General features: G+C 57.0%; 9 protein-coding genes, 2 tRNA genes and 1 pseudogene. 9 read left to right on the top strand and 3 right to left on the bottom strand.

Features of this window, described 5'->3' with window-relative positions; all coding sequences use genetic code 11:
• The first annotated feature begins 273 nt into the window (after positions 1–273).
• Together FD02_RS05955 and FD02_RS05950 are read left to right on the top strand one after the other, a co-directional pair.
• A complete protein-coding gene (locus FD02_RS05955; RefSeq protein ID WP_054723420.1) occupies positions 274–1,128 on the top strand; it encodes a magnesium transporter CorA family protein in 855 nt (284 codons plus the stop codon).
• Between the two features lie 79 nt (positions 1,129–1,207).
• Positions 1,208–2,854, top strand: a complete 1,647-nt coding sequence (locus tag FD02_RS05950; RefSeq protein WP_056951145.1) for a putative polysaccharide biosynthesis protein — start codon at positions 1,208–1,210, stop codon at positions 2,852–2,854.
• Here the strand turns inward: FD02_RS05950 and FD02_RS05945 are convergent, their stop codons facing one another.
• Positions 2,855–3,688 carry an NAD(P)H-hydrate dehydratase gene (locus FD02_RS05945; RefSeq protein WP_056951143.1) on the bottom strand — a complete coding sequence of 278 codons (834 nt, stop codon included), beginning with the start codon at positions 3,686–3,688 and terminating at the stop codon, positions 2,855–2,857.
• A gap of 133 nt (positions 3,689–3,821) precedes the next feature.
• On the opposite strand from FD02_RS05945, the gene FD02_RS05940 reads away from it, so the two are divergent.
• Both FD02_RS05940 and FD02_RS05935 read left to right on the top strand, forming a co-directional pair.
• Positions 3,822–3,905, top strand: a tRNA-Leu gene (locus FD02_RS05940).
• A gap of 26 nt (positions 3,906–3,931) precedes the next feature.
• Positions 3,932–4,004: transfer RNA gene (locus FD02_RS05935), tRNA-Thr, on the top strand.
• A gap of 136 nt (positions 4,005–4,140) precedes the next feature.
• Here FD02_RS05935 and FD02_RS05930 read toward each other — a convergent pair.
• Together FD02_RS05930 and FD02_RS05925 are read right to left on the bottom strand one after the other, a co-directional pair.
• Positions 4,141–5,439 (bottom strand): hypothetical protein, encoded by a 1,299-nt coding sequence (locus tag FD02_RS05930; RefSeq protein WP_056951140.1) that lies wholly within the window; start codon positions 5,437–5,439, stop codon positions 4,141–4,143.
• A 15-nt stretch (positions 5,440–5,454) separates the two neighbouring features.
• Complete coding sequence (locus tag FD02_RS05925) at positions 5,455–6,909, bottom strand: hypothetical protein (RefSeq protein WP_056951139.1); 1,455 nt, start codon at positions 6,907–6,909, stop codon at positions 5,455–5,457.
• Positions 6,910–7,275: 366 nt separating this feature from the next.
• Between FD02_RS05925 and FD02_RS05920 the strand changes: the two genes are divergently transcribed.
• From FD02_RS05920 to FD02_RS05905, 5 genes and pseudogenes are all read left to right on the top strand, one after another.
• On the top strand, positions 7,276–14,490 hold the full coding sequence (locus FD02_RS05920) for an MBG domain-containing protein (protein ID WP_056951137.1): 7,215 nt from the start codon (positions 7,276–7,278) through the stop codon (positions 14,488–14,490).
• 202 nt (positions 14,491–14,692) lie between these two features.
• Positions 14,693–15,187: a hypothetical protein gene (locus tag FD02_RS05915; RefSeq protein WP_054722920.1), complete on the top strand. Its 495-nt coding sequence runs from the start codon at positions 14,693–14,695 to the stop codon at positions 15,185–15,187.
• A gap of 138 nt (positions 15,188–15,325) precedes the next feature.
• The gene (locus FD02_RS05910; RefSeq protein ID WP_056951135.1) at positions 15,326–15,889 is read left to right on the top strand and encodes a PepSY domain-containing protein; all 564 of its coding nucleotides are present in this window, start codon (positions 15,326–15,328) and stop codon (positions 15,887–15,889) included.
• A gap of 68 nt (positions 15,890–15,957) precedes the next feature.
• A pseudogene (locus FD02_RS11660) lies at positions 15,958–16,308 on the top strand (KxYKxGKxW signal peptide domain-containing protein); the annotation flags it as partial.
• 1,344 nt (positions 16,309–17,652) lie between these two features.
• On the top strand, positions 17,653–21,887 hold a 4,235-nt coding region (locus tag FD02_RS05905; RefSeq protein WP_235806681.1), incomplete at its 3' end, for a mucin-binding protein.

Raw genomic sequence — 21,887 nt, 5'->3', positions numbered from 1 at the left:
GAACGGCGCTTTGGCTTCGACAGGTAGCGAAGCTTGTCATCAGGTCCGCACTTTGGACCGGATGACAAGCGTAGCTACATGCTCGAAGCCAGCCGTTCGCAACGCAACTCTGCAGGAATATTAATCATCCCTAACAAAGGCCCAGCCGCATCGCGGCTGGGCCTGTTTGTGTGCCTCTGCGACACCAGCAAATTCATCATCACTCATAAATAAATTCGTCAACCGTGCAGCCGCCGCCGTCACTTCGGTACACTTAAAGTGGAGGTGACTCACATGACAACGACCGACCCAACGCTGTGGGTGCATTATCAGCTGCCCACAACCGTCCCGGCCAGCGTGCCCGAGGCGGCGCTGGCCGCCGCGCAAGACCCGCATGAAGATCCGCGCTTCACCGGCTTGGCCAAGGCGCAACCAACCGGCATGCTGGTGTTGCGCGCGCCTTACGAAACCACTGACGAAAACGGCAGGCGCGCCTACCATACTTCCCCAATCGTGCTGGTGGTGGGCGAGCACCAGCTGGTGACATTAAGCGCCCGGCCGCTACCGGCGGCCCAGGCCCTTGAACAGGCGGCGGCCACCGCCGAATCGCCGCTGGACTTAGCCTTCACGCTGTGTTGGCGGGTGTTCCAGCAATACACGGCAGATACCGCCGCCATCGAAGCGGTCACGCGGCAAATGGCCAAGCGGGTACGCGACGCGGCGCACAACGAATTGCTGTACGAAATCATGGCTTACGAGCAAAGCTTGGTATATTTCACCGCGGCACTGACCCACAGCAAGGCCCTGGTTGCCGCGCTACAGGACCGCTTTCCGGAGCACGCCACGCTGCACCGGGCCGCCGTGGAATGCGGCCAGGCGTTGACGGTGGCGGAAAGCACCGAGGAGATTCTCGACCAATACAACACCGCGATTTCCTCGGTGGTGGCCAATAACTTGAACCTGATCATGAAGATGCTGACCAGCGTGTCGATTCTGCTGGCGATTCCGCCGATTTTCAGCGGCATCTGGGGCCAAAACACCTGGCTGCCATGGGCCAAGCCGACGTATGGCTTCTGGGTCGTGTTGGCCTTGTCGCTCGGCACGGCGCTAGTCGTCGGGTGGTGGCTGCACCGCAAGGACTACTTTTAAGTTTTGCCAAGGCCGCGAAGTTCGTTTGCCGCCGCCGGGTGGTTCCATTACAATGAGGGGTAACGATTGGAGAATTGTGATGGAGAAACGAACCACGGCGCGGCCGGTCCGCAGCGCAAAGGAACAAATGCTGCGCGGATCCGCGTGGATGACGGCAGGGAGCATTTTGTCCCGGGTACTCGGGGCGATTTATATCGTACCTTGGCGCATTTGGCTCGGCGGCGCGTTTTTAGCCGCCAATGTGCTGTTTACCAAGGGGTACCAGGTTTATAGCATTTTTATTATCATCTCAACGGCGGGAATCCCGGGGGCCATCTCGAAGCAAGTCGCGCATTATAACGCGATGAACGAGTACCGCACGGGGTTTCGGCTGTTTTTCCATGGACTCTTGGCCATGGTGGGGATGGGCGTCGTCGCCTGCGGGCTGATGTGGTATTTCGCCCCGGCCTTGGCGCTGCACGACCCGGCTTTGACGCGGGTGTTCCGCTCGCTGGCTTGGCCACTATTGTTGATTCCGGCGATGAGCATCATGCGCGGGTTCTTCCAAGGCTATAACGAAATGGCGCCAAGCGCCTTGAGCCAATTCATCGAGCAGCTGGCGCGCATCGTGTACATGTTGTTGATGACCTACATCATCATGCGCTTGGCCGCACCTGGCGGGCACGGCGATTACGTCGAAGCCGTGTCGCAGTCGACCTTCGCCGCTTTCGTCGGCGCGGTGTTCGGCTTGGCCTTGTTGGTGTGGTACTTCTTCAGCCAGCGCCAGCACTATCGGGAACTCGTCGCGCAAAGCGCCAACCAACTGGACATTTCCATTGGCCAGATTCTGCTGGACATGATGCGCCAGGCCGTGCCGTTCATCATCATGGATTCGGCCATCAACGTGTATTACATCATCGATCAATACACCTTCGAGCCGCTGATGCGCCTGCGGTATGCCGCGAGCCCCCAGCGCCTCGGCGAGATCTACGGGATCTTCGCCGGCAACGCCAACAAGCAAATCATGATCATCGTTAGCATCGCCGTGGCCATGGCCGTAGCGGCGCTGCCGATTCTGGCCGAAGCCAAAACGAAAAACGATCTAGCCGAAGTGGCGGCGCAAACCACCAACGTCATGCAGCTGTTCTTCATCGTGATGCTGCCCGCCGCCTTTGGCATGTGGGCGATTGCCGAGCCGATGTACGTCGTGTTCTTCGGCTACGACGCGCTGGGCGTGTCCTTGATGGAGGAATCCTGCGCCTTGGCGATTGGACTGGGGCTGTACACCGTCTTGGCCAGCGTCATGCAAGGCCTGTTTCACAACCGCCTGGCGATGCTGGAGATGGCCGCGGGACTGCTGGTGAAAATTGTCTTGCAGTGGCCGTTTATTTTCTTCTTCAACGTCTATGGGCCGACCTTGGCCACGCTGGTCGGGACGCTGGTATCCAGTGCCTTGATGCTGTGGTCACTGTGGACGCGCTATCCAATCAAGGCCCGGCAGACGCTGCACCGGCTAGTCGGCATCTTGACGTTTTCGATGATTATGGCCGTCGTGGTGCGGCTGGTGCAGTGGCTCTTGGCCTTTGTGGTCGACCCGCAGCGCGGATTCGGCGCCTTGGTGATGCTGATTGTCGCCTTGCCGATTGGCATTGCCGTTTATGGCTATGCCGTCTTGAAGACGCGGCTGGCGGATATGATTCTCGGCGCGCGCGTCGGCGGCTTGCGGCGGCGCCTGCACATGCAGTAATTAGTTAGGCTGGTTGGCCAGCTGGCGCATGTAACCCGGCAAGGCGGCGATGACCGCCGTGGGTAAGGCGACGTATTGCGTCTTAGCGATTGCCGCGGCAACCGCACTATGCGTGTACACCGCCGCACAAATGGTCTCGGCGCTGGCCGAGAACTGGCCGATAAAGGCGGCCAGAATCCCGGTGAGCGTGTCGCCAGAGCCGCCGGTGGCTAATTCCGGGCCGCCGATGGGATTGACGAAGGCGGCTGTAGGCGTGAAGATTTCGGTGCGGTGCTGCTTGACGATCACCGTACCCGGCAGTTCGGCCGCCGCGGCCTGGTTGGCGGCCGGCGTTTGGTCGGCAATAGCCAGGCCCGAGAGGCGTTGCCATTCCATTTGGTGCGGCGTCCAGACGACGTTTGCGTGCGCGGGCGTCAGGTGCTGGCTGGCGCACAGCGTAATGGCGCTGCCGTCGATAATCAGGGTTTGCTGCGCGTTAACGGCGGCCAGGGTCTGGCGCAGGACGGCTAGCGCAGCGGCATCAACGCCCAGCCCGGGGCCGATGACGATGACGTCAGCGGCGCGTAACGCGTCGCTGACGTCATCGTCATCGGTCCAGGTGATGGCCATCGCCTCGGGCAGGCGGGTGCGTAAGGCGGCGTGGTGGGTGGCGGCCAAGGCCACCGTCACCAGCCCGGCGCCGGCATACACCGCCGCGCTGGCGCTGAGAATCGCGGCACCGCCGTATTGTGGGGCGCCGCCGATGATCAAGACGCGGCCGAATGTGCCTTTGTGGCTAATGGCCGGGCGCGGCCGCACGACCTTGGCCGCCAGATCAAACGTAATCGTATTCATCGCTGTTCCTCCTTGGGTCAATTGTACCGCAACGCTTACGGCGAGCCGCGTGTCGAACTTGGGCCAACCCGGATTTTTTTCGCGAAAGGGGTTGGCAAAACTTGGTCGGGTTGATATACTTATTCCTGTTGTTGCCGCAATGGCGGAATTGGCAGACGCGCAGTGTTCAGGTCGCTGTGAGGTTATCCTCGTGCAGGTTCGACTCCTGTTTGCGGCATTGGCAATAACTTGCCACCGTACCATGCCGTCTTAGCTCAGTTGGCAGAGCATCTCACTAGTAATGAGAAGGTCACTGGTTCGAGCCCAGCAGACGGCAGACTAACCGCCACCCAAGATTGGGTGGCGGTTTTTTTGCGCGCTGTGACAAAAGGCGGTTTTGGCATGTAACATCACTGGAATATTCGGATACGCAAAAGGGGCTGTGGTTTTATCACAGTCCCTTGTTTGTGGCATCAGGCTTTGATGCCGTAATTAATCTTGCCGCTAAGGGCAATCAGGTACTTGGCAAACATCGAACGGGCCAGGCTACCGCCGCCGTCGTTGGTGATGGTGTGCGGTAGCACGAGCTTGCGGCTGACGACCACCGGCGGCAAGTGGCGGGCCTGCGCCACCAATGGCTGCGTGTCGATGAGTGGACCAGTAGGGTGTACCACCGGCGCTGCGCGGTAGAGCTGGCGGGCGATTAATGTGTGCCCACTCGGCTCGGGGGCGACAGTAGCCGGCAAGTCATGCGCCTTGGCCAACGGGTCGCGCGTGGCGCTGGTCCGCACCCGCAGGCTTAAGCGCTGTGTGGTGGCTTGAAAGGTGACGCGCTGTGGTAAGCCTGCGCCCACCAGCTTGACGGCGAGCCCGAGCCGGCGCAATAAGGCGGCTTGGTTAATCGTGACCGGTTGGCCAACCGGCCCGAAGATCGGCTGGGTGAACAGCACCTGGCCGGAATCGGCGTCGATGACGCTAATGGTGATCATCCCGGTGGCGGGTTTGGCCTTGGTCGGCGCACTTGGCGCGACTTTTGTGGCCCGGGTGAGATGAATCAACACGGAATGCGGCCGGGCCGTGACTAAATACGGGACGCTGGCCGCCTGGTCACCGGCAAGCCGGTAGCCGCTGGGGAGCTGCGCGGCGAAGTGCCCACTGGTGCCGACGACGCCGGTGATGGTGCTAGCGGCGACTTGCCGCTCGACGGTGCCTTGATCCAAGACGTAGCGGAAGGTGACGGTGCTGGTCGTGGTCGTGGGGGCGACGCGATAGGTAATGGCGACGGCGGGGTGATTGCTGAGAACGACGCTGCGCGCCGCCGCATTCAACAAGGTGTAGCCAGCGGGGGCGCTGGGGGTGACCAGCTGGCGTTGCGTCGCGTAACCGGCGACGTGGCTAGTGGCGATGATTTTGCCGCTAGCGGTGACATACCGAACGGTGGCCGTGGCCGGCGCGGCCACCCGCAAGTTAACGTCGGTGTCATAGCCGGCCGCAATGGTGGTGCGCACATTGGCCAAGGTGCTGGCGTCGATCAGCCGGTAGCCGGCTGGCATGCGCAAGCTGCCGGTGGGGGTCAGCGTTTGGCCGCTGAGGCGCGCGCCGGTTTCGATGTCGACGAAATGCACCGAAGCGCGGCCGGCCGCCCGGGCTTCAACGCGGATGGCGGGGGTGCCAAGCGGCGCTGGGGCAATCAAGGTGAGGCCGAGCAACCCGGCGGCAAGCGCCGCGGTGGACAGTAGCGATAAAGGTAAGTGGTCAGTGGCTTGACGCATCGCGGCGCCTCCTTTCTATTTCACCAGTTGTAGGGTCTTGTCGTGTTTGGTGGTGAGGATCATGTCGGCTAAGTCCGACCAGTCCGTCGGCGTCGGCGGGTTTTGCCAAATCACCTGCGGGGCGTCGACGAGGTCGGAGTGGTAGTCGGAAATATAGATGTCGGTTTCGGTGCTGACGTTATCCTCCACCACGATGTGCGCGTGGGAAAACGCAGCGAGCGTCTGGATGACATAATCCGAGTACAGCGCGCCTTCCGAGAAGTCGACGCAGATGAAGACCTCGTCGTTGACGGCGCGCGGCGGAATCGCCGAAATCAAGGCGAACATGTAGGAGAAGTACAAGTTGACGCGCAACTTTGGCGTCAGCGGGGTGGTGCTGACTTGTTCGAGGTGCTGAAGGGCCGCATTGATCACGACGTCGAAGCCGGGATATAATTCCTGGAAAAACTGCATCTGCGTGGGGTCGATGAAGGTGGTGGGCTCGACGAAAAAAGTCACCAGCTGCAGGTGTAGCTGATTGAGGCTTGCGGTCAGCCGGTCCAGGTCCAAGCGGCTGCAGTCAATGAGCGCCGACTGCGCCGTCAACAACCCCATAAAGTTGGCGGTCAAGGGCTTCACCGCTGGGAACGTGGTGGCCAGCGCGGCGTCTGGTAGTGGCGCAAACTGCTGGGTCAGCAGAAACGCCAACAGGTAGCCGGCCTCTCGAGCAGACGGGGCAGGGGTGGTGACGGCTTGCAGCTGAGCGATGAAAGTTTGGCTCTCGGCCGGCAATGCGCTGAGCGTCAGTGCGTCTGCCGTCAAGGTCTCGCCGTTTTGAATGCGCAGCTGCCAGATCTTGATGAACAGGCTGAGCTTGGTGACTTGCGTCGGGCGCAGCGGGTGGCCGATAAAATCGGCACAGCACTGCAACAGCGGCTCGACGCTGGCGTTCAACTCGGCAAACGGCGTAGCGACGCCGGTGTAGGCGGTGTAGTACAGCTCGAACAGGTGCAGGCGAATGATGCTTTCCGGGTTGGTGGCGCCGCCGGTTGCGGCGTAAAAATGTTCGTTGGCTAACAAGGTGTGGAGGGAATTGGTCATCAAGTAGAAGTTTGGCGTCGAGATGGCGTGTTGGTTAATGTAGTCGCGCTTGGCCAAACGATTTTTATAGAAGAATTCATATTCAAAAACGATAAATAAGTTCGACCGCTGCAGGGCCAGCAAGCCGATGCGCTGCACCATGTAGGTGGTAAGGCCGTGGGCGCGCCACACCCCACGCTGCGACGCGTCGAGGTAGGCCGGCGTGCCGGTAGTCACGGTCTGGAGGTCGGCATTAATGGTCTCGAAATACTTATTCAACTGGTAAGGCGTTAAGTCGTAGTCAGCGGCGAGGCTAGTCGTCGTGCGGGTCAAGTCGGTGCGCTGCATCAACGCCTGCAAGATGGCATAAGTCGTTTGGTCTGACTGGTTAAAAAGCGCAGTGAAATTCACGGCGGCTCCTCCTCGTTTACTCTTTCCTTATGATACCCCCTTTTTACCTAAGTTTGGGCTAATCATGGTAAGTACGGGTTTCTAAATGTTTTGATTATTCAATAAAAATGTTAGAAACCACAAGAGGTAAAAGCGTGTTAGATTATAGGCAGCCGGTAATCATTGAATACGGCTAGGCGCTAAGAACCGGCTTAGCGCTGGCAGTATAAATGAGCCCAGTAGTGACCTATCAGGCAAGTGACTCAAGGAGGAAGTATAGCGATGAACCCATGGTGTAGCGGTTAGCCATCCAATCAGTTGGACTTTGATGCTGGGGGAGCAGCAAAGCGGTGAGTAGGTAAGCATTGAATTAAAAGGAGTACTCAAATGCCATATTCTAGGAAACACGCACGGCTGCAACGGGATCTTGAAGAAGAAAAACGCCATTATAAGTTATTCAAAAAAGGTAAGTTGTGGATGACTGCAGGCATGTCCTTGTTAGTGGCAGGGCTGATGCTGGCCCCACAATTAGACGCGGCGGCGGCAGAACAGCCGGCAGTCACCGACCAAACTTCAGCCGCCACCCAAGCGGCGGCAACGACCCAACCAGCAGATTACACCGGGACTGCCGTGACCGTCACGGCACCAGCCATGCCGATCAACGGCACGGTGGCCCCAACGGCGAAGGTGGCCAGCGACTTGACCGCGCCTAGTTTTGCGGCGAGCGATTTTGACGTGTCCGCTGTGGATGCCGCTAAGGCCGGCACGTATGCTGTGACGCTGAATGCCAGCGGGCTAGCAAAGTTGCAAGCCGCTAACCCGACGCGCCACCTTACCGAGACTAATGTGGCGGCTGGTCAAGTCACCGTCACGGCACCGGCGGCCAAGGCGGCCACTGCGACGCCAGCTAAGACCACGACCGCGCCTGCCCAATCGGCGGCGAAGACCGCGGCGACCAAGACGCCTGCGACCACCAGTCAGTATAGCGATGCCACGGCGACCACGGTGGCAACAGGCGCCCAGCGCACGCAACAACAACTGAGTCAATACGTGGCCCAAGACGACCAACTGGCCGCCGCCGACCCGCAGGATACCATCGTGAACAACGCGGCGATGCACGCCTTGAAGACCAGCCAGGCCAAGGAAACTAAGCAGGTCCTGGATTTAACTGCCGGCGCGAAGGCGATTGCCGCCGCCAATCCAAGTGCAGCCGTGGCCAAGTTAGCCCAGGCCGCCCAGATTTTGAATACGATGAACCAGGAGCTGACCCAAGCGGCGGTCATGTTAGACTCTGACCGCAACGGGGCCAAGAGCGGCGCTAAGGCCGCCGCGCAGGCTGCCTTGGCGCAGGCGGTGCTGCCAACCGGTGCCACCGGCGCCGTTGATGCTTACGGCGATCTCATCATTACCGCCGGCGACACGACCACCTATCAAGCCGCCGTGGCGGCGATCAAGGCGCAAGGCTTATTGTCGGCGTTCCGCGAAGTCGTCGATCCGGCCCAGAGTGATAGGTTGACTTGGAATACGGACAATGCCGGCCTGGTCGTTGTCAACAGTGATGGGACAGCTAGTTTTCACCTTGATGGGCTGAAATCGATTTATTCCGCCGTGTCGTTCAACTTCAGTTACACCGGCAACGCCGGGGACACGTTCCATGTTACCGTGCCTGGCGATCTGCCTGGTGGCATCGGCTACAAGATGAATACCCAGGCCACTGGGGATCCGGTCATCACCTATAATGCGGATGGCAGTGCGACCTTGACTTGGACCGTGGCCAATACCGGCGACACGCTAACTCAGACGGTGACAATGAACCAAGTCGGCGATGCCAATTGGACCGCACCGGCTGACCTGGCGTCGCATACCACCGCTTCCGGTGGGATCGGTGGGTCGACGGGCGGCATTGAGCCTGGCACCGCACTGACCATTACCTATGGCGGCACGAATGTGGATGACCAAACCACTAAGTTGACCCTTGATAGTGGCGTTGAGCTGAATGGCGCCGAGTTAAAGCAAATTACGGTTTGGAATCCAGGTAGTAGCCTTTTATACAACGGGGTGAATTACGCCTTTCAACTTGATCTTGATGCAGGCGACCCTGCGGCGGCTGGTAGTACCAATTCGATGGCTGGCAAGAGTATCGGCGTTGCGACCAACTACATCATCAAACATGCTGAAATCGCGGTGCCAATCGACTTCACGTTAAACGAAGCGGCGACTGAGCAGGCCAATTATCAGCTCGGCCGGGCCATCGAGGGACTGTCCATCACCCAACCAGATGGGAAGGGTGGCAACCTGATCGTTTCCACGACCGGGACAGTATCGGCCAATGATGAGTTGCAAGGGATTCGCTTCGTCGGCAGCTTCGCCGGCTACACGCAGGCTGACATTGATGCCGTCACAGCTGGCAAATGGCTCGGCAATCCTAAGGTAATCGACGAGACGTTGGCCAATGCTTATTTCGCACTGAAGTCGTTGAGTTACAGCCACACCGCCTCTGGGCCGGTCAAGGACATGGTGGTCACGGAAGATAGTCCGAGTGCGACGCACGATGCGCCAATTGGCACGCGAGAATATGTGGACTACTTAAACTACTTCCTGGTGGTCCTTCGTAATAACACGACGCCTCAAATCAAGAGTGATAACAACCTGTCCCTGAATTTGACGGGGCTAGCGGCCAATGATACCGGCAAGTTGCTGATTGGCGATACGACCAGTAATGTGCTCGCCACCATGGGCTATCAGGTCAGTGGGACGCGGCCGATCGCTGGGACGATCAACGTGGCAGTGCCAGACGGAATCGACTCGACCGGCTTGTACGTGCCATTGGCGAGTCAGGCTTGGCGCGACTGGACCAACAACCAGCCATTGACGTATGACATTACCGTCGATTATTCGGATGGTACCAGCGCGAGCTTCTCACAGGTCAAGGAAGGCACGACGCTGTCCACCTTGCCTGGAACCGGGACGGTCAACACGACGACGATGCTGACGGTACCGGCCGGCGCTCATATTACCGGCTATCACATCACGCCGAACAAAATGGATTCCGGCGATAGCCTATTGACCACCGATCAGTTCAACTTCGGTGGCGGTGGCGAAAACGTCAACGGCCAACCATACGGGGCGGTCAATGATCTGTATGCGCAAAGCTTCGGGATTTTGGGTCACGTCGACAGCAGCGTGGCAGATGGCACGGTCTTGAATCTGAAGTACAGCTTCACTCCGGCTAACGACTTAACGGTTTACAGCCCAGATAAAGTTGTGCCAATCACCGCCGTGGCCAGTGCACCGATCACCCTGAATACGATCAGTGACACCGGGACGACCATCACGCCTGGCCAGACCTTCTCCTTGTCGCTGGGGGTATCAGGGGACACGAACCAGACGGCGACGGTGAACTTGAACGCCAATGGTTATTATCTCAACAATATCCATAACGGCGGCGTCGCCAATGATAACCAAACTGGCTATGCTAACCGGCCGACCGATAAGGACCGCAATGATGCCACCGGGTTCGCCGGCGTGTCGCGGATCAAGTTCGAACCCGTCTTCTACGTGACGGTGCCGAAGCAGACCCAGCTGGTCAAGAACACCGACGGGACCTTGTTCACCAAGGTCGGTGCGGGTTGGAATGGTGTGTCCGCCACGCCGACGGTCACGCAATACACCAATGCTGACGGCCAAATTGTATACAAGATCGACTACACCGGCACTGGGTTGAACTGGCTGCCATCGAACATGCAGCTGAAGTTCAACTTTAAGGCTGATTCTGACGCCAATACTGCTGGTTTGAATATTGCCAACACGAGCGCCACCAGTTATGCCGTTGGGAGCACCACGGTGAATGTGCCTGCCGCCGCTAATGGCGGTAAAGACGGCGAAGCGACGCCGGTCTTCATGGTCGCTGGTGATGACACCAGTGCCGTGATCAATACCAAGCCATTTGATGCTGCCACCGCGGGCAGTAACTATCGCCCAGAGGATGCGCAAAACCTGTCCACAACGCTGACGGATGCCGATGGGAACACGACGAAGGTCTCTGGCCTGAGCATGTTCGCGATCAACATGAGCAACATCAGCCGTGACGCCTTTGCCGTGGGTTACGGGGATGATGCGGCCAACACCTTGGCCATTCAAGCCCCGGCGAAGCTGAACCTCGGCGGCACCATCAAGGGCAACATGGATGAAGGTTACAGTGACGATGGCGCCAACGCCCCACTGCCAAACGGCACCGATGCCGAAACGGTTCGGATGCGGATGACGAATGACACGTCCAGCACGGTAGCGAATGTGGCAGGAATCTTGAACCTGCCGCAGACGAACACGCCAAACACGGCTGATGCCGCTGGAACGTTTGCGTTGAAGCTGACTGGTCCGGTCAAGGAAGGCAACGCCACCACGACGCTGTACTCGACGCATCAGTTGACCATGAGCGATGACGGGTCAACCGTCACGCTGGATAATGGCCACGTCCTCTACCTGAACGGCAGTGGCACCAGCACGACCACCGCCGATGATCTGCTCACCGCAGGGCAAGTCACTGACTGGAGCAGCATTGCCGCCATTTTGACCCAGGTACCGACGCTGGCTGCGCAGGCGTCTGATGAAATCGTCCTGAATGTGGCCGATCCGACCAGTGCGGACGATAAGGGTAAAGTGACCAGCTTTGGCTTCACTTACCGCGCCGATGGGCTGCAAAATGTTTCCGGCACCATCAAGGACAGCATCCTCACCACCGGGATTATCAAGAATGTCGACCAAAATGGGAACATCATCAACGGCGACACGAATTTGACCCAGGCGACTTTTGATGACGCAGGCCAACCAGAATCTAACCCTTATGGGAAGACTGGGGACACCATCTCGAACGATACGTCTGTGCCAATTCCAGGGTATATCTATGTCTGGACTGATGGCGACAGCACGTTGAAGGCTGATGGCAGTGCAACGTTGGTGAACCACTATCAACTTGATCAAGCCAAACTGGTCGTCGACGGCGCCGACAAGGAAACGGCTACCGGCGACGCAACGCCGAACACAAGCACGACCACGACCAACCCGGCCCCAACCGGCACCAATCAGATTACGTTCCAGACGACGGATGCCAACTTGGCGCAACCTGGTAAGACCTACTTCGTGACGGTGACCAGCGTGGCGCACGACCCAAGCGACCCGAGCAAGGCCGTGCCGACTGTGGAAGGGACGATTTATCCGACCTTGGCGGCGGCTGTGGCGGCGCATCCTGACTTTGACGATATCGTCGATAACTACAGCATTGACTCGCAGGTCTTTACCGTGAACTATATCGCGATGGCAGGTGCCACGAAGCAGTACGACGGGGATGCCAGCACGGATCCGACGACCTATACCGTGACCTTGCCGGCCGGCTTCACCGCGCCGACTTGGACTGCGGCGGACTTCGACAACTCCGGCATTACCAGCCAAGATGTTGGCGACTATACCGTGACGCTGAGTGCGCAAGGCCTGAGCGATCTGCAGGCGGCCAACCCGGATTATGACTTTAGCAAGCTCGATCCGACGACCATCAGCGCAACCTTCTCGATTACCAAGGCGCCAATCACCATTACTGCTCCAACGGCGACGAAGGTTTATGACGGCACACCCTATGCTGACGCCTTGACGGCCACCGTGACGGGGCAGCCGACCAAGGGTGTGGCCCCGGTTTATACGCTGAATGATGTGTCTGGCGATGTGAACGTCGGCGAATACGCGTTGACGGTCACCGCCGATCCGGCAGCCAATAAGAACTATGACATCACGGTTGCGCCTGGCAAGCTGACGATTACGCCAGCGGCCCTCACCATCGCCGCGCCAACGGTCACCAAGGTTTATGACGGCAAGGGCTACACGACTGCCTTGACGGGCACCGTGACGACGGTGCCAACGGCCGGGGTCACCCCGACCTACACGTTGACGGATGTGTCCGGCGACAAAAACGTCGGCGAGTACGACATCCTGGTGACAGTGGATGCCAGTGCCAACCCGAACTACACCATCACGACCACGAATGGCAAGCTGAAGATTACGCCGGCGGCCATCACCATCACTGCCCCAACGAAGACCAAGGTTTATGACGGTAAAGGTTACACCGACCCGCTCACCGGTACTGTTACCGGTGTGCCGGCAGGGGCCGACCAGCCGACATACACCCTGAGCGATGTCAGTGACGACAAGAATGTCGGCGAGTACGCTATCAAGGTGACGGCTGATGCAACGGCTAACCCGAACTACACCATCACGACGGCAGATGGCAAGCTGACGATCACGCCAGCGGCCATCACCATCACTGCCCCAACGAAGACCAAGGTATATGACGGCAAAGGCTACACCGACCCGCTCACCGGTACTGTTACTGGTGTGCCGGCAGGGGCCGAACAACCGACGTACACCTTGAGCGACGTCAGCGGCGATAAGAATGCCGGCGAGTACGCCATTACCGTCACGGCTGACGCGACGGCTAACCCGAACTACACCGTCACCACGGCCAATGGCAAGCTGACCATCACCAAGGCACCGGTCACCGTGACCGCGCCGAACGTGACGAAGAAATGGGACAACCAGCCATACACTGGTGACGACTTAGTCGGGACCGTCACGGGGCAGCCAACTGATGGCGATCCAGTGGCCTATCAACTGAGTGACCTCAGTGGCGATACGGCGGTTGGCACTTATCCAATCACCGTTACCGTCGGGACCAACCCGAATTACGACGTGACCACCACGCCTGGGACGTTGACGATTACCGAAGCGGACACGCAATACCTGAAGGTCAACTATGAAGATGACACGACTGGCAAGCACCTGCGCACCGATACCGATCACGGGTATACCGGGACCCAAAGTGATTACAAGACGGCTGGTGCCATTGCGGCATACGAGCAAGACGGCTACGATTTGGTTTCTGACGACTTTCCAGCAAGTGGTGTCACCTTTGATGATGATACTACCGTGGATCAGCTGTTCACCGTGCACCTGAAGCACCACGTCGATACCGTGACGCCGGACAATCCGCACGATCCAGGCACGCCAATCGATCCAAGCAATCCGACTGGGCCACAGTGGCCAACCGGGGTGACAGAGACGGACCTGAACCATACGGTCACCGAGACCATCCAGTATCGCTTCGCTAACGGCAAGACGGCTGCGCCGACGCACCAAGTCAGCTTGACCTTTACCCGCAGCGCGACGGTCGACGATGTCACCGGGGCGGTCAGCTACACGGATTGGACACCAACGGCCGGTGACAGCTTTGCTGCCGTGACCGCGCCTCAGGTGCCAGGTTACATCGCCGATCCGCAGGAAGTGGCCGCGGTGGCTGGGGTTACCGGTGATAGCGCTGATTTGAGCTACACGGTGACGTACAATGCCAAGACGCCGGAAAGTACACCGGTGACGCCGACGACGCCGACTGCCACCAAGCAGCCGACCGTCACCCCGGCGGCGCCTGTCGCACCAACTAGCAATCGCCTACCGACAACCGGCGACGCGCAGAATGACTGGCTGGCCATTGCGGGCATTGGGTTGTTTGCAGCCCTTGGGTTAGTCGGCATGCGCAAGCGTGAGGATACTGAGAAATAACTGTAGATTTAACTGGCGCCTCAGGAGGAGACTCCTGAGGCGTTTGTATTCTAGGAAAGCGAGAGGCGGAAAACTCATGCAACCAATGCCAATCTGGTCAGTTCACCAACCGCCTGCACCACTGCAGGAGCGGCGTCCAGGGGTTTGCGAACACCCAGTGCCGCACCTGCTAGGGCAACATGCCGATAAAGGAGGTGAGCCGATGACCAAACCAGCAACAACACATTCTCGCGCCATCGACTTGGTGGGCCAACGGTTCGGCCGGCTCACCGTGATCAAGCGACATGGCACCAAGAAAAACGGCAACGCCTCCTGGTTGTGTCAGTGCGATTGTGGCAACAAGGTCGTCGTGGACGGCTATGCCATGCGCCACGGAACCGTCAGCAGTTGTGGCTGCCTGAGACGCCAGAACTCCCAACAACTTGCCAAGCAAAACGCCGCATTCTTGGCGCAACAAGAAAACGGCGCGGCTACCTTGAAGGACGAAAATGGGGTGTACTATTCCTCGCTGCACCGCGGCAAGCGGAATCACTCCGGCGTCGTCGGCGTGTCTTTTGACCGCGCCACCGGCCGCTGGTGCGCGCGCCTGTTCTACCAAGGCCACTACGTCTTATTGAAGATGTGCGACAGCTTCCAAGACGCCGTCGCGTTGCGCAAAGCCGCAGAAGCCAAGTATCTCGGCAAGCACACCGACTGAGCACCATCTGAATGTTGGCTAGCGATAGTCAGAAAAAGGGTCGCCATGGCCCGAGTTGAGCACATTCAACTCGGCGAATGGCGACCCTTTTTGGGCTGGTTTCTGGTACACTGGAGAAAAGGGTTACAGGAGGGTCCGATGAAAAAATCGCTTTGGTTCAGCTTAGGCATTGCCGTATTGTTACTGGCGGGCTGCCAACCCAGCACCCGCCCGACGAAGACACCGGTGGCGCAAAGTAGCACAAGTGTCGCCAAACCGACCGTGAAACTCACCATCGACCAAGCCTGGCAGCTATTCACCCAGCAATTCGACGGCGCGGTCGTCACGGGGATGGACATTGAGGCCAAGCACGGTAGCGAGCAGTGGGAGGTCAAAGGCGTCAGCAAGACCCGCGAGTACGAACTGACGCTGGATGCCAGCTCCGGCAAGGTCCTGCATTCCAGCGACGAGGCGCTGGATGCCGATGATCGCAACAGCGAATACGCCAACGACGCCATCAACCAAGACGGCTTGGAGAAACTCACCAGCATCACCAAGATTGCCGAGAACCAGGTTGGCAGCGGCACCGCTACTAGCTGGGACCTCGATCAAGACGACGGGCGCACCGTGTGGGAAGTGGAAATCAACCACGGCACCCACAGCACCAACGTCAAGATCGATGCCTATTCCGGGGAAATCTTGGATATGGAGCAGGACGACTAGCAGGCCTCGCGACGGCGGGTTTTCAGCTGCTGATCGGGTAAGATGATTGGTCGGCGTAGGCTTGTTGTATGGTTTTGATTATTGACATTATCGCAGCCCAATCGAAAAGGCGGCAACCCATTCGTGATCTCACTGAATGGGTTGCCGCCTTTTGGCTTGATAATAGGCTAAAGCTGAATGTTCATCGCCGTCACGGGAGTGTTTATGGGTATACTCGAAAACACGACTTTAGATGGGTTAACAAGGAGGGAACGATTTTGACAAAGGACACTGTGAATAAACATAATCGTTTGTTACATGATTGTGCAGATCGGACCGACCGGTTCAAGCTTTATAAATCAGGAAAGCTCTGGTTGGTTGCCGGGATGGCATCACTCACTTTTGGTTTGGGTGCATTAACTGTAAAGGGTAATGCAGTTCATGCTGATACGGCAGAACCAGAGGTACAAAGCCAATCTGCTACCTCGACCAACAAGGTAGTGCTGGCTAGCTCACAAAAGAGTACTGCAGACGACCAAGCGGATACTTCAGCAGCCACTCAGACTGCTGAAGCCGCTGCCCAGCCGGAAACTTCCACAGACACAGCTGCGACAGCTGACGATACGTCAGCAACTCAAAGCACTGAACCCGCCGCAAGTGCCAGTCAGACTGACGCGACACAACAAACCGCAACGCCTGATGCTACGCAGGCTGAGACGCAAGACAACAGTGATAGCACGCCGACAGAGGTCACCAATCTTGGTGCGGCAACGCCTGAAGAAGTTGAGCAGGCGAAGCAGACGGCTGGCGCGCGTTATGAGCAAACTGGGAACGCCCAAGTTGTTACCGCGTCACAAGGTACTGCAGATGATGGTGATACGCCCGTAACAGGTACCGCAGATAATGGTGATACGCCCATAACGGGTAACGCAGCAACCGTGGGCCGTACTGGCGTTCAGCACGCGGACGGATCACAGGAATATAGAACCGATGATTTGACTGCGTTGTTTACAAAGACCGCGTATAGTGTTATTAGTGCAGCGAATGGTACATCGACGGGTGATAACGCAGCTCTTTATTCTTCCCATACGCTTAGGCCAAAAAATGATTCTACTTACTCGTATCCAGATGCGCAATTTGTCTTGGCCAATGATGCCAGTGATAAGGGACACTTTGTGTTGACTTATACCGGAACTTCATCCACCGATTCATCGTCAATTGCACGCACACTGCTGGATAAGGATATTTCATTTTCTAAAGCCGCGGCGGGTGGTAATGGATATTTTTATGATTTTAGTGCTGAAGAAAATAAGCAGATGGGGTTGTTGCTTCTGTGGGCTGCCAAAAATGGTGGCACGATTTCGTATAAGCTAAAGGCAGGAACAATTGATACTACCGCAAATGTTAAGTATACGGGAGCTGTCGCTGCAACCGCAGCTATCACGTTTGTTGATGTTGACTCAGGTAAAGTGCTTTCAACTTCAGAAGTAAAAGCACCACACGTTGCAGTCTATTTTGACGGCAACAAGTCATTCACCGGTGGTGCCTTTTCGCAAGACGAAAAAGGCGTAGAAACGCCATACGATGTCAGCAACACATTGAACGGGTATTATGGACAACTATATAATGTGAAGTCTGTGGATGGATCTGGTACTTTTACCGCCGAGAAAGGCTCAGACGGAAAATATACTGGTTCTGGTACCATAAATGTGGTTTCTGACAGCAGTGATGATATCACGTTCGAGCTAACCAAAACCCCAACGACAGTGGCATCCGCAGGGGCTATGGTTCACTACATCGATACTGGTGATACAACAGATCCAAGTAGTACGAAGACCTATAAGCCAACTGATGGTACTGATCTGACTGACCACGACCAAAAGATTGAGGGTAACGTTGGTGATGATATCACGTTCACGCCAAATTGGGATCCAACCAAGGAAGGTTACTCCGTGGCTCAGTCCGATAAGGTGGAAGGCCAGTTAACAGATACCGAAAAGCCTTTCTACGTTTACTTAACCCACAACACGACGACGACTCAGCCAACTGATGACGACACGAAGACCCAGAAGCACATTACCGTTACCGTGACTGTCAAGGATCCAAAGACTGGCGACGAAACCGTTGCTAACACGCAAGAAGTTGACTTCGAACGGTCTTACACCACTGATGACGTCACCAAGCAAGTGACCTATGGCAACTGGCAAGTTAAGAAGGATTTTGCGGACTACAAGGTTGCAACCATTGATGGCTACACGTCTAGTGTTAAGGACGATACTGTCACGCGGGCCACTGGAACTGATACCGGGGCATCACTGGATGATGCGCTGAAGGCCTTCGCTAACGTCAAGGATGGTGACACGCCGCTTAACGGTACGACCATTAACGTTGACGTCAAGTACACTGCGGGCGATTCTAAGGGCGCCGAAATTGACTATATCGATGTCCACGGCATCACTGAACCAGCCACTGGTTATACACCGGATTCTGGCGAGCTGAAGCAAGCTGTTCAGCTGCAAGGGAAGACCGGCACCAGCATTGCTTCTTCCGACTACACGCCATTCGACTACACGGCCGAAGGTTACGTTGAAGTTGGCGCGACACCAATTATCGGCGACTTTGATGGCAACACCAAGAAGACGTTCTACGTCTATCTTGATCACGGCACTAAGGAGAACCAGCCGCCTACGGATCCTAAAGACCCGAACTACGATCAGACCCACAAGAACATCGACATCACCGTTGCCAGCAAGAAGAGCGGTGCCACGGATGAAACGGTAGAAGACCACGAGACGCTGCACTACTCGCGGACGTTTACGACCGATGCCGTCACCGGTGATGTCATTGACGGCGAATTTGGTGATTGGAAGACCACCGACGCGTTTTCGCCGGTGACGCCGAAAACACCAGCTGGCTACACTGCAAGTCCGGCAACTGTCGACAAGAGCGCCATTGACACTGATGGCGTCAGCTTAGGGACGACCCTGAACCTGTTTGGCCTAGATGATACGAATACGCCTGGCACGGCCAAGGTGCTTGTCACCTACACGAGCCAAACCCAGAAGGCCAACGTTCACTTCGTTTACCAAGCAATCGGTGGAACCGAATTAAAGCCGCAAGAAGAATTGAGTGGCGCACCACTGGCCAGTTACGCAGATGATTTGCAGACGATTCTCACTGACAATCCGCAGTTGAAGGCGACCATCGATGGCAAGGAACAGACAGTATACCTGGCCATGGCTGATGGGGTTCACGGCTACTTCGATAATATCGACGATACTGCCGCTCCTGACTCCAACTTCGGCACAGACGGTCAGGATATCTGGCTGATTTACACGACCGAGGCTAAGGGCGACACCATTGAGACGAAGGCGCTTAAACCGGGTGAAGACCCGGATCATCCGAATGGCGCCGTGCAGATTATCGTTCATCACGGCGATGGCTCACCTGATACGACGACCACGGTTGACAACGGCAAGACGCCGCAAGTTGAGCCAATCAAGGATACGACTACTGGCAAGATTACCAGCTACAACGTCTACGTCCTTGGCGATGATGGTAAGACCCACGAAACCGTCGGCACCATCGAAGTCCCGAAAGACGGTCAAAGCCCACACGTTGAAGGCGATGGTACCTCTACTGACGGTGGCAAGACGACGACTTACAAGCTGGTTTACGAGGACGGCTCCGATGCTGGAACCATCAAGGTAACCAACGGGACTAATGGTAAGTCGGCATTGCAAGCCTGGATTGACAATGGCGGTACTGACCAGAATGGCGACGGTAACGTCGATGAGACCGACTACGAGCTTGCTATGAAGGGTGATCCGGGTGCACAGGGTCCTACAGGTGCACAGGGTCCTACAGGTGCGACTGGCGCAACTCCGTTAGTTCGTGAGAACGGCGATAAGATCGAGTTCTTCCTCGATAATGGCACGCCTAAAGACACTAGTGACGACACCATTTTAGGTACCATTCCAAAGCCTAAGGATGGGCAGAGTCCACACATTGACGGCGCAGGCAAGGTTAGTGATGATGGTAAGACCACCACGTATCACCTTGTTTATGAAGACGGCAGCGATGCTGGCAGCTTTGTTGTCACCAACGGCCAGACGCCTTCCGTTAAGGACGATGGTAACGGCAACTATGTCTTCTACATCAAGAATCCTGACGGTAGTGAGACTGACCTCGGCAAGATTCAGAAGCCTGCTGATGGCAAGACGCCGAAGATTGATCCAGACAAGACCACTACTGATGGCAATAAGATCACTTATCACTTTGTCTACGCAGATGGCTCCGATGCTGGCAGCTTCACGGTGACTAATGGGGTTGATTCGACTGGTACCGGCTCACAAGGCCCGGCCGGGGATTCCGCCTTCGTCATCTGGAAAGATAACGGCGGCAAGGACCTCAACGGCGATAACACAATCGACGTGAAGGACTTCCTGAAATACCTGGAAGGCTCAACTGGTGCCACTGGTGCTACCGGTGCCGATGGTAAGTCTGCGCTCCAGGCTTGGATCGACAATGGCGGTTCTGACCTGAACAATAACGGTACCATTGATGAAACCGACTACGAGATCGCGATGAAGGGTGCCACCGGTGCCAAGGGTGACTCTGCTTACACGATCTGGTTGAAGAATGGTGGTTCTGATGTCGATGGTAACGGTACGATCGACATGAACGACTTCATCAAAGACATCACTGGTGCTACTGGCGCCAAGGGTGACAAAGGTGATAAGGGTGACCAAGGCGCCGCCGGTGAATCGGCATACGACATTTGGAAGAATAATGGCGGCACTGATCAGAACGGTGACGGTTCGATTGATATCTCCGACTTCATCAAGGATATTACTGGCGCTACTGGTGCCGATGGCAAGTCCGCTTACCAAGTCTGGAAGGACAATGGCGGCACTGACCAGAACGACGACGGCAATGTTACCGAAGATGACTTCATCATTGCCATCACGGGTGCCAAGGGTGCCGATGGTAAATCGGCTTATGATGTATGGCTGAACAATGGTGGTACTGACTTCGATGGCAACGGTACGATTGATGTCAACGACTTCATCGCCAGCCTGAAGGGTGCTACTGGTGCCCAAGGGATTCAAGGTGCCACCGGCGAAACTGGTGCCACTGGTGAAACCGGGGCAACCGGTGCCGACGGTCAATCTGCTTACGACTTCTGGTTGAAGAACGGCGGCAAAGACCTGAACGGCGACGGTAGTGTTGACCAGAAGGACTACAACATTTCCATGACTGGGACCACTGGCGCTACTGGTGCAACTGGTGCCAAGGGTGATGACGGGAAGTCCGCATACGATATCTGGCTTGAAAACGGTGGCAATGATGCCAACGGTGACGGCACGGTTGACGTGAAGGATTACCTGTTCACCATCAAGGGTGCTACCGGTGCCGATGGCAAGTCTGCATACCAAGTATGGCTTGAAAACGGCGGCTCCGACATCAATGATGACGGCACAACCGACGAAACCGACTTCGAACTCGATATGAAGGGCGCAACCGGCGCTAAGGGTGCTACTGGTGCCACTGGTGCTGCTGGCAAGACTGCATTCGATCTGTGGTTGGCTAACGGCGGTAAGGACCTGAACGATGATGGGACTATCGACGAAACCGACTTTGAAACAGCCGAAAAGGGTGACAAGGGTGCTACTGGTGCGACTGGCGCAACCGGTGATACTGGTGCCGATGGTCAATCCGCTTACGACTTCTGGTTGAAGAACGGCGGCAAAGACCTGAACGGCGACGGTAGTGTTGACCAGAAGGACTACAACATTTCCATGACTGGGACCACTGGCGCTACTGGTGCAACTGGTGCCAAGGGTGATGACGGGAAGTCCGCATACGATATCTGGCTTGAAAACGGTGGCAATGATGCCAACGGTGACGGCACGGTCGATGTGAAGGATTACCTGTTCACCATCAAGGGTGCTACTGGTGCCGATGGCAAGTCTGCTTACCAAGTATGGCTTGAAAACGGCGGCTCCGACATCAATGG

It is taken from the genome of Lacticaseibacillus nasuensis JCM 17158 (assembly GCF_001434705.1).
In the GTDB taxonomy this organism is placed as follows: Bacteria; Bacillota; Bacilli; order Lactobacillales; family Lactobacillaceae; genus Lacticaseibacillus; species Lacticaseibacillus nasuensis.
Note: the sequence above shows the minus strand (reverse complement) of the source record. Positions and strands in the feature narration are given on the sequence as shown.